The sequence below is a fragment of the Waltera intestinalis genome (assembly GCF_009695995.1).
Taxonomy (GTDB): Bacteria; Bacillota; Clostridia; order Lachnospirales; family Lachnospiraceae; genus Acetatifactor; species Acetatifactor intestinalis.
The window spans coordinates 64,363-74,093 of sequence record NZ_VUMU01000018.1; the positions used below are offsets into that span (position 1 = coordinate 64,363).

Sequence of the window (9,731 nt, forward strand, 5' to 3'; positions counted from 1 at the left end):
GAGTGAGGAGAAAGTAATGCAAGTAGTTAAATATGTATTTCAGCCACATGGAGACGAGCGAGGACAATTGGTAGCATTAGAAGAGTACAAGGATATACCATTTAGAATTAAGCGAGTATACTATATGTATGAAACAATGGAAGGATTTGTCAGAGGAAAGCATGCTCACAAAAATCTCCAACAGATTTTGGTATGCATTCATGGATCCGTCAAGATTAAATTGGATAATGGTAAAGGTGAGACGAAGGTCGTACCTTTGGAAAAACCATATGAAGGTTTATACGTAGCAAATAATATGTGGAGAGAAATGTATGATTTTAGTGAGGGCGCAGTATTACTAGTGTTTGCGTCAGAATTGTACGATGAGTCTGACTATATTAGAAATTATGACGACTTTCTAGAATTTGTAAAAAGTCAAGATGACGTTGATGAAGTATCGGATGAAAAAATACAGTAATATTTCATATGCCGAATATGAGAGAGGAATCTAGAAAATGAGTATGAAAATCCCTTTTGTTACGTTTCAACCATTAGAACGTGAATTGGATAAGGAATTAAGAGATGCATTTGAACGAGTACTTAGTCGTTCGTGGTATATTGAGGGCGCTGAGGACAAAGAATTTGAACGAGCATTTGCAGAATATATAGGTACTGAATATTGCATAGGATGTGGCAATGGATTAGATGCATTAATGCTGAGCCTAAAAGCACTTGAAATTGGAGAAGGAGATGAGGTTATTGTCCCATCTAACACATATATTGCCACGGCACTAGCAGTCACCTATGTTGGTGCAAAGCCAGTTTTTGTTGAGCCAGATATTAGGACTTTTAATATTAATCCAGATTTAATTGAAGAAGCTATAACTGATAAGACCAAAGCTATTATGCCAGTTCATCTCTATGGACAGGCTTGTAACATGGATTTAATTGTTGATATTGCAAAGAATCATGGGCTTTATATAATTGAGGATTGTGCACAGGCTCATGGCGCTACGTATAGATGCTCGAATGGTATAGAGAAGAAAATAGGTACATTTGGTGATGCGGCGGGATTTAGTTTTTACCCAGGGAAAAATCTTGGTGCGTTAGGTGATGCAGGTGCAACCGTCACGAACAATGAAGAACTTGCTAACAAAATACGAGCGCTAGGAAATTATGGTTCAGATTACAAATATCATCACATTTATCAAGGAAATAACAGTAGACTTGATGAACTTCAGGCAGCTTTCTTATTAGCTAAACTTCCTAAGCTTGATCACGTTAATGAAAATCGCAGAGCGATTGCTACAAAGTATTTGGAAGGTATTCAGAATAAGGCTGTGATTCTTCCGTTTGTTCCATCGTATACAAATCCCGTATGGCACATTTTTGGAATTAGGTGTGAAAGACGTGATGAACTAGAAGCGTGGTTAAGTGAGGCAGGTATCTGTACCAATAAGCATTATCCAATTCCAATGCATTTGCAGAAAGCATACCAAGAGCTTGGGTATACTAAGGGTGATTTCCCAATTGCTGAGGAAATTAGCAGAACGGAATTATCATTACCTCTTTATTATGGGATGAATGACGCTGAAATTCAGTATGTAATCAAATGTGTTAATGAATTTAAATAAGCATAAAGGGGGCTTGTATAGTGGAAATATATGAAGTATCAGAAGATGAATATGCAAGAATTGTTCATCCGGAAGCGTTTTATAATAAACCTGAATTTTTGAAATTGAATGAAAATAGAGCAAGCTGCGTTCATTATCTTATTTTTAAAGATAGTAAAAATAGATTTGGAGTGGCAATTGGTGAGAAGGATGATGGGTGGTACTGCCCTTTTTCGGCTCCCTTTAGTACTTTTGTAAATATTAAAAGTAAGTGGGATATTTACCAATTAGATGAATCAATACAAGCGTTTGATGAATACGCAAAACAACAGAGTAAAAAAGTTTCTTTTGGACTTCCTCCTGAATTTTATTGCCCACGAATTGTTAATGTAATGCAAAATTCTCTGTTTAATGTAGGGTATCGCCCGCTGTCTTTTGATATAAATTTTCAAATAGACTTAAAAAAAACTTATAGGGAGAAAATTGAAGATTATTTAAACTTGCTTCCCTACAATGGAAGAAAGAACATGAAAATTGCGGTGAATGGTGAATTAAAGTTGGTTCACTGTAATAGTAGAGAAGATGAAATAAAAGCATATGAAATTATCAAAGAAAATCGTGAGAGTAGGGGGTATCCGTTAAATATGTCGCTGGGTCAAGTAATGGCGACTATTAAGTTGGTTAAGCACGATATGTTCATGGTAGAATGTGGAGGGAAACAGATAGCAGCGGCTCTGATATACCATGTTACATACAATATTGCACAGGTAATATACTGGGGGGATATCCCGGGATTCTCAGATTATAAACCAATTAATTTTCTTGCATACAATCTTATACAATATTATGGCGAAAAAGGGTTTGAGTATTTAGATATTGGAATTTCAACTGATCATGGAATAATAAATTATGGTTTGTCAGATTTTAAAATAAGTATAGGATGTGATACTTCTGCAAAAGTTACTTTTGTAAAAGACTATTCTAAAAATAGCGTAGTAGACGTGATTTCTCTGAATGGTGCAGCAGAAGGAACATTTTTGCATAATAAAAATTATTTAAAAAGAATGGAAGGAAAACAATGAATAATCAAAACGGAATCTTAACAGGACTTGAGTTTATGGGAGATAATATTAGAAAATATTTAAAGTACTGTGGGTCAAACGTTCGACTTTATCCATTATGTAAAATGATTCATGCAGAAAATGCTGAGTTAGATAATGATTGTAAGATAGTAGACAATGTATGGATTGACGCTGGAAAGTCATTAAAAATAGGAAAAAATACTATTATTACTTGGTATGTGTTAATTGAAGGGGGGGCAAGCACATATATTGGAGACAGAGTTTTTATTGGACCTGGAACAAAAATTTTAACAGGAACATATGAGTTTCAAGGGGTGTATACTTGCGAATTTCTTCCCGATGATTGTCATAAAGTAAACTTTGCAGATGTCCGAATTGAGGATGATGCGTACTTAGGTGCAAATTGTACGGTTATGCCAGGCGTTACTATTGGTGAGGGTGCACTTGTTGGAGCTAATGCTTTTGTAAACAAGGATTTAGAACCATGGGGGATTTATGTAGGAGCACCATGTAAAAAAGTAGGTGAGCGAAAGAAGCCATCTGAGGAAATGAAAAATAAAGTTATGACTACCTATGATTGGTCAGGTCACATCTAATAAAAGAGATGAGTTAGGTCTTTATGGATAATAAATCTAAAATTAAATTGTTTATAGAAAATTTTGTGGTATACGGAATGGGAGGAGCAATAAGTAGTGCCATTCCAGTAATTATGATTCCGGTAATTACGCGATTAATGCCCAATTCTTCTTATATCGGAATTAGTGATATGGCAACGGCAATTATTTCGATTGGAAATGCTTTTGCCTTGATGGGAATGTACGACTCAATGTATCGTCTTTTCTTTGAAAATGATAGTAAAGAATATAAACGAGAAATATGTTCCACTTCATTAGCATTTACATTTTTAACATCAATTATTGTAGCGGTAATTATGATAATTTTTAAAAAACCAATTACTGCCTTGATGTTAGAAGGAAAAAACGGTTTTCTTGTTTATATTTGTGCATTGACGGTTTTTGTTGGAGCAACTAATAGTATTGTATCTGCGCCAATTAGGATGCAGAATAGGCGAAAGATTTATCTGGTGTTAAATACCTTATGTCCGTTAATTTCATACTCAATATCTATTCCGTTGATTCTAAATGGGCATTATGTAATTGCGCTACCATTAGCAACATTGATATCGAATGTAATAATAGAAAGTTCGTTTTTGCTAATTAATAGAGAATGGTTTCAGACAAAAAAAGTAAATATTAAACATTTACCGTTATTACTCAAACTTTCAATTCCACAAATTCCTAATCTGCTTGTTTACTGGGTTTTTAACTCATGTGATAGAATCATGATTCTTAATCTGCTAGGAATGAATGAGGCCGGTATTTATGGAATATCAGCAAAACTTGGTCATGTTAGTCAACTTATATATACAGCTTTTATTGGTGGTTGGCAGTATTTTTCATTTTCAGTAATGAAAGATAAAAATCAAGTTGAAACTAATTCTAAGATTTTCGAGTATTTGGGAGTTATCTCATATGTTGCAACAGGAATGCTGTGTGTTTTTGTTAAATTCTTTTTTAGAGTTTTGTTTCCGAGTGAATATATGAATGGAGCGGTTGCGGCACCATATTTGTTTCTGTCACCGTTGCTACTAATGATGTTTCAGGTAAACGCATATCAATTTTTAATTAAACTTAAGTCGTGGCCGAATATGTTGATACTTGGAACTGGGGCACTTGTGAATATTATTTTAAACAAATTGCTAATTCCTATATTGGGAATAGAAGGCGCAGCAATCTCAACGGTGATTGGGTATCTATTTTCGGTTGTATTATGCTCGACCGCTTTATATAAAATTAAATTGTTTAATATTCATGGGAAGTTTGTATTTGTTAGTGCTGCGTTCATACTATTTTTTGTGATATGGAGATTGTTTGGATTTAATAGCGTATTGGTTTCATTTATCGAACTTGTAGTATTTGGGATTGTTGTTTTGCTTTGTTACTATCGAGAAATAAAAAAAATTATGAAAATGGTATTAAGAGAGTAAAATAGCGACAAAAGAATGTATTACATATTAATATTCCATAAATTCAATAGTTAGGTTTATACTGGAAAAAGGTTTCAATTTTTGAAAACGTTATAAAACGGAAGTCAATAACCTATAACTAAGATGCATAAAGCTATTTGCCAATACATACCTGGCACTTAGAGTATCTTATTTTAATGAACTTGATACATATGCTGAGATGAAAGGATTGGATGCAAAAGCGATAATAAATGGGGTTGGGCTTGATCCGCGTATTGGAATGCATTATAACAATCCTTCTTTTGGCTATGGAGGCTACTGCTTGCCTAAAGATACGAAGCAGCTTCTTGCAAATTACAGTGATGTACCGCAGAACATGATATCAGCAATTGTCGAGTCAAATCGAACGAGAAAGGATTTTATTGCCGATAGAGTGTTAGAGTTAGCAGGTTATTATGGTTCAAATACCAATTGGGACCCTAAAAAAGAAAAAGAAGTAATTATTGGGGTATATCGCTTGACGATGAAGTCTACTTCAGACAACTTTCGTCAAAGTTCTATTCAGGGTGTTATGAAGAGAGTAAAAGCAAAAGGCGCAACTGTAATTATTTATGAACCAACATTGAATAATGGAGAGAGATTCTTTGGATCGGAAGTAGTTAATAATCTTGCAGAATTCAAGAAAAGAGCCAACGTTATTATTGCAAATCGTTATGATAGTTGCATGGATGATGTGAGAGAAAAGGTATATACTAGAGATGTGTTTGGAGTAGATTAGTAATTATTGAAGTAGATGCGACTGTAAAGTGGAGCAACTAGTTACGGTTCTAAGGCTATTGCAATGGATATAAATATAAAGTACAATAAACTAGTAATTTCATAAAGAGCAGAAACGAGATAGGCAATTAGTAAATAATTATATGAAAATATAGATAAGGAGACAACAAATGTTTACAGGTAAGACATTATTAATCACAGGCGGTACAGGTTCTTTTGGTAATGCAGTGCTCAACAGATTTCTGGCAACGGATATTGGCGAGATTCGTATATTTTCTCGTGACGAGTTGAAACAAGACGATATGCGCCATTTCTATCAGCGCGAATATCCCGAGTACAGTAACAAACTGAAATTTTATATTGGTGATGTACGTGATCCGCAGAGTATCCAGAAGGCTATGCACGGCGTAGACTATATTTTCCATGCAGCAGCTCTGAAACAGGTTCCTTCTTGCGAGTTTTTCCCTATTGAAGCGGTGAAGACGAATGTATTAGGAACGGAGAATGTGCTCCAGGCAGCCATTGAAGCCGGTGTAAAGAAGGTTATTTGTCTGTCAACGGACAAAGCGGCTTATCCTGTCAATGCTATGGGAACCTCCAAAGCAATGATGGAGAAGGTTATCGTTGCGAAGTCGAGAACGGTGGATCCGAAGGAGACAAGCATCTGCTGTACCAGATATGGCAATGTCCTTTGCTCCAGAGGTTCGGTCATTCCTCTCTTTATCAGTCAGATTAAAGAGGGTAAGCCCCTTACCGTAACGGAGCCTGCCATGACTCGTTTCGTCATGAGCTTGGAAGAGGCAGTAGAATTGGTAGTATATGCCTTCCAGAATGCAGAGAGCGGTGACATTATGGTGCAGAAGGCACCTGCCTGCACTATTGGTGTATTGGCACAGGCTGTCAAGGAACTCTTCCATGCGCAGGATGAAGTGAAAGTGATTGGTATCCGCCATGGTGAGAAGATGTACGAGACGCTTTTGACCAATGAAGAATGTGCCCATGCAATTGATATGGGGAATTTCTATCGTGTTCCTGCGGACAAGAGAGACTTGAATTACGATAAGTACTTTACAGATGGTAATACGGAGAGAACCAAGCTGTCTGAGTTCAACTCCAACAATACCGAACTGATGAATGTGGACCAGGTGAAGGAGAAGTTGATGACCCTGTCCTATATTCGTGATGAACTTGCAAAGTGGGAGAAGCGATAATGAAGGTCTTGGTTACAGGAGCCAAAGGATTTATTGGTAAAAATCTGATTACAGAACTGGAACAGCGCGAAAATGTGGAAGTGTTGCCATTTGACATAGATACACCTCAGGAACTGCTGGAGCAATATTGTGCTGAATGTGATTTTGTATTTAATCTGGCTGGAGTAAACCGCCCGGAACATACGGAAGAATTTATGGAAGGAAATTTTGGCTTTGCCACTTCCTTGGTAGAGGCTCTTCGCAGAAATGGAAATACCTGCCCCATTATGAATTCTTCCTCGATTCAGGCAGCCTTGGAGAATCCTTACGGCAAGAGCAAGAAGGCCGGGGAGGACATGCTGTTTGCCTATGGACAAGAGGTGGGAGCAGAGATTTACATCTATCGCTTTCCAAATGTGTTTGGGAAATGGTGCCGCCCCAATTATAACAGTGCAGTAGCCACCTTTTGCCACAATATAGCCCATGGTTTGCCTATTCAAGTGAACGACAGAGGCACAGTGATGCATTTGGTCTATATCGATGACGTGGTGGAGGAACTCCTGCAGGCTCTGGATAGACATCCCCATGTAAATTTGGATGGATATTGCTTTGTGCCTGCGGTACACGAAGTGACCTTGGGGGAGATTGTGAATCTGCTGTACAGTTTCCGTGAGAGCCGCAATAACTTTATGATTCCCAATTTATGCGAAGGCAGTTTTGAGAAGAAGCTGTATAGTACATATCTTAGTTATCTGCCGGAACAGGAGTTTTCCTATCCGCTGACCATGCATGTAGATGAGAGAGGAAGCTTCACGGAAATCTTAAAGAGTGCAGACCGAGGACAGGTATCCATCAATATTTCCAAGCCTGGTATCACCAAAGGCAATCATTGGCATCATACCAAGAATGAAAAATTCATTGTGGTCAGTGGTAAGGGCTTAATCCGTTTCCGCAAGCATGGTAGTGAGGAGATTATTGAATATCATGTTAGTGGAGAGAAGCTGGAAGTGGTCGACATTCCTACAGGGTATACGCATTCCATTGTGAATGAAGGAGATACAGATCTGGTAACACTGATGTGGTGTAATGAATGCTTTAATCCGGGCAAACCGGATACGATATATGAGCCGGTGGAATGAAGAAAAGGATAGACAGAGGAGCGAAAGAATGGTTTCATTTAAGGATAATGGAAAATTAAAGCTGTTAATCATTGTGGGAACACGTCCGGAGATTATTCGTCTGGCGGCCACCATCAATAAATGTAGGAAATATTTTGATACAATTCTGGCACATACAGGACAGAATTATGATTACAATTTGAATGGTATTTTCTTCCATGATTTGAAACTGGATGACCCGGATGTCTATCTGGATGCGGTAGGAGATGACCTTGGGGCGACGGTTGGTAATATCATCAACTATTCTTACAAGCTCATGAACCAGATTAAACCAGACGCTTTGCTAATCCTTGGCGATACCAACAGCTGCTTGTCCGCTATTGCAGCCAAGCGTCTGCATATCCCCATTTTCCATATGGAAGCTGGAAACAGATGTAAGGATGAGTGTCTGCCGGAGGAAACTAATCGTAGAATCGTTGATATTATATCAGATGTAAATATGGCATATTCTGAACATGCTAGAAGATATCTGGCAGAGTGCGGATTGCCTAAGGAGAGAACCTATGTGACAGGCTCTCCTATGGCAGAAGTTTTACATCAGAATCTGGCTGAGATTGAGAACTCAGATATTTTACAGAAATTGAATCTTGAGAAGAAAAAGTATATTTTGTTATCTGCACATCGTGAAGAGAATATCGATACGGATGAGAACTTCAATTCTTTGTTCAATGCGGTGAACAAGCTTGCAGAGAAATATGATATGCCCATTCTATATTCCTGCCATCCCAGAAGCCGCAAACGTCTGGAAAATTCCGGATTTGAATTGGATTCTCGTGTGATTCGCCACGAGCCCTTAGGTTTTCATGATTACAACAACCTGCAGATGAATGCGTTTGCCGTAGTGTCTGATTCTGGGACCTTACCGGAGGAATCTAGCTTTTTCACTAGTATCGGGAAGCCATTCCCCGCAGTGTGCATCCGAACCTCCACCGAGAGACCGGAGGCTCTGGATAAGGCATGCTTTATTCTTGCGGGTATCTCAGAGAAGACACTTTTGCAGGCAGTGTCTACCGCCATTGACATGGTAGAAGAGGGCGACAATGGAATTCCCGTGCCGGACTATGTGGAAGAGAATGTAAGTACGAAAGTTGTAAAGATTATTCAGTCTTATACCGGAGTAGTGGATAAGATGGTATGGAGAAAGACCCAGGAATAAGGACTGAAGTATTCTAAGAAACCCAATCATTTTGTGCAGGATATGGAAAGAGGAGTCAGACGAACACAGAACAGATGGGAATGAAAGAGCGAGAAATTAGCTTAGTTGACTTAATTGCAATAATTTTGCTGCGCTGGAGAACACTATTGTTTGTTATGGCAATCGGTGGTTTACTGCTTGGTACTGTAAGTTATATGCGGTCTGCATCTACAGTGGAAGTACAAAATGCGGAGCTGAAAGCGAAGGAGTAGCTTTGGGCAGAGCAAGAAGGTCTATCTGCAGAAGAAAAATGGGAGACAGGCCGTCTGCTTCTGGAAGAACAGTTGACAGACACGCAGATTAGCAACGTAGTTACTGCAACACGATATGAAGGATTATATGAGCAGAGTTTGGAATATAAGGAGCAGTCTGTTCTGATGCAGATAGACCCGAATCAAGTTCAACGTGGAGATATTTATTACGTTATTGATTCAGGCAGATGGAATGGAGCAGACCTATAATGCTGAAAAGATATACGAAGAGCTTCTGACAAGCACTGAAATGTTAGAATATGTGCAGAATCAGTGTGGAATGGCACAGGAGGTAGGCGAACTTATTACGGTTGTAAGCCCTCAATCATGAGTACTACCAAGCATAAAACCCCGCATTGCTGCAGGGCTTGAGATGGTTTTTTATATATTTAAACTGCACTTTGAAAATTTATTTCTTTTTATACCGGCTGGGACATTCC

At 38.2% G+C, this 9,731-nt stretch carries 10 protein-coding genes and 1 pseudogene; all 11 read left to right on the plus strand.

All coding sequences use genetic code 11. The features are described 5' to 3' along the window. The first annotated feature begins 16 nt into the window (after positions 1–16). A complete protein-coding gene (locus tag FYJ59_RS12530; RefSeq protein WP_022154321.1) occupies positions 17–457 on the plus strand; it encodes a sugar 3,4-ketoisomerase in 441 nt (146 codons plus the stop codon). Positions 458–494: 37 nt separating this feature from the next. Beyond that, positions 495–1,613, plus strand: a complete 1,119-nt coding sequence (locus FYJ59_RS12535; RefSeq protein ID WP_022154322.1) for a DegT/DnrJ/EryC1/StrS family aminotransferase — start codon at positions 495–497, stop codon at positions 1,611–1,613. Between the two features lie 20 nt (positions 1,614–1,633). Then, positions 1,634–2,674 carry a hypothetical protein gene (locus FYJ59_RS12540; protein ID WP_154497996.1) on the plus strand — a complete coding sequence of 347 codons (1,041 nt, stop codon included), beginning with the start codon at positions 1,634–1,636 and terminating at the stop codon, positions 2,672–2,674. Then, positions 2,671–3,270: an acyltransferase gene (locus FYJ59_RS12545; protein WP_022154324.1), complete on the plus strand. Its 600-nt coding sequence runs from the start codon at positions 2,671–2,673 to the stop codon at positions 3,268–3,270. The genes FYJ59_RS12540 and FYJ59_RS12545 overlap by 4 nt, the downstream gene beginning before the upstream one ends. Before the next feature lie 23 nt (positions 3,271–3,293). Further along, on the plus strand, positions 3,294–4,721 hold the full coding sequence (locus FYJ59_RS12550) for a lipopolysaccharide biosynthesis protein (RefSeq protein WP_022154325.1): 1,428 nt from the start codon (positions 3,294–3,296) through the stop codon (positions 4,719–4,721). Positions 4,722–4,848: 127 nt separating this feature from the next. After that, a pseudogene (locus tag FYJ59_RS12555) lies at positions 4,849–5,478 on the plus strand (UDP binding domain-containing protein); the annotation flags it as partial. 169 nt (positions 5,479–5,647) lie between these two features. Next, positions 5,648–6,688: a nucleoside-diphosphate sugar epimerase/dehydratase gene (locus tag FYJ59_RS12560; protein ID WP_022154331.1), complete on the plus strand. Its 1,041-nt coding sequence runs from the start codon at positions 5,648–5,650 to the stop codon at positions 6,686–6,688. Further along, the gene (locus tag FYJ59_RS12565) at positions 6,688–7,806 is read left to right on the plus strand and encodes a capsular polysaccharide biosynthesis protein CapF (RefSeq protein ID WP_022154332.1); all 1,119 of its coding nucleotides are present in this window, start codon (positions 6,688–6,690) and stop codon (positions 7,804–7,806) included. Before FYJ59_RS12560 ends, FYJ59_RS12565 begins: the two co-directional genes overlap by 1 nt. A 28-nt stretch (positions 7,807–7,834) precedes the next feature. Then, positions 7,835–9,001, plus strand: coding sequence for a non-hydrolyzing UDP-N-acetylglucosamine 2-epimerase (gene wecB / locus FYJ59_RS12570; RefSeq protein WP_022154333.1), 1,167 nt, complete (start codon positions 7,835–7,837; stop codon positions 8,999–9,001). An 80-nt stretch (positions 9,002–9,081) separates the two neighbouring features. Then, on the plus strand, positions 9,082–9,252 hold the full coding sequence (locus tag FYJ59_RS12575; RefSeq protein ID WP_154498002.1) for a hypothetical protein: 171 nt from the start codon (positions 9,082–9,084) through the stop codon (positions 9,250–9,252). A 193-nt stretch (positions 9,253–9,445) separates the two neighbouring features. Beyond that, positions 9,446–9,622: a hypothetical protein gene (locus tag FYJ59_RS12580; protein ID WP_154498007.1), complete on the plus strand. Its 177-nt coding sequence runs from the start codon at positions 9,446–9,448 to the stop codon at positions 9,620–9,622. Positions 9,623–9,731 lie beyond the last annotated feature (109 nt).

Excerpts from the sequence above, each read along its gene's own strand:
- FYJ59_RS12530 (WP_022154321.1), top strand. The coding sequence starts at position 17 with ATGCAAGTAGTTAAATATGTATTTCAGCCACATGGAGACGAGCGAGGA.
- FYJ59_RS12535 (WP_022154322.1), top strand. The coding sequence starts at position 495 with ATGAGTATGAAAATCCCTTTTGTTACGTTTCAACCATTAGAACGTGAA.
- FYJ59_RS12545 (WP_022154324.1), top strand. The coding sequence starts at position 2,671 with ATGAATAATCAAAACGGAATCTTAACAGGACTTGAGTTTATGGGAGAT.
- FYJ59_RS12550 (WP_022154325.1), top strand. The coding sequence starts at position 3,294 with ATGGATAATAAATCTAAAATTAAATTGTTTATAGAAAATTTTGTGGTA.
- FYJ59_RS12560 (WP_022154331.1), top strand. The coding sequence starts at position 5,648 with ATGTTTACAGGTAAGACATTATTAATCACAGGCGGTACAGGTTCTTTT.
- FYJ59_RS12565 (WP_022154332.1), top strand. The coding sequence starts at position 6,688 with ATGAAGGTCTTGGTTACAGGAGCCAAAGGATTTATTGGTAAAAATCTG.
- wecB (WP_022154333.1), top strand. The coding sequence starts at position 7,835 with ATGGTTTCATTTAAGGATAATGGAAAATTAAAGCTGTTAATCATTGTG.
- FYJ59_RS12575 (WP_154498002.1), top strand. The coding sequence starts at position 9,082 with ATGAAAGAGCGAGAAATTAGCTTAGTTGACTTAATTGCAATAATTTTG.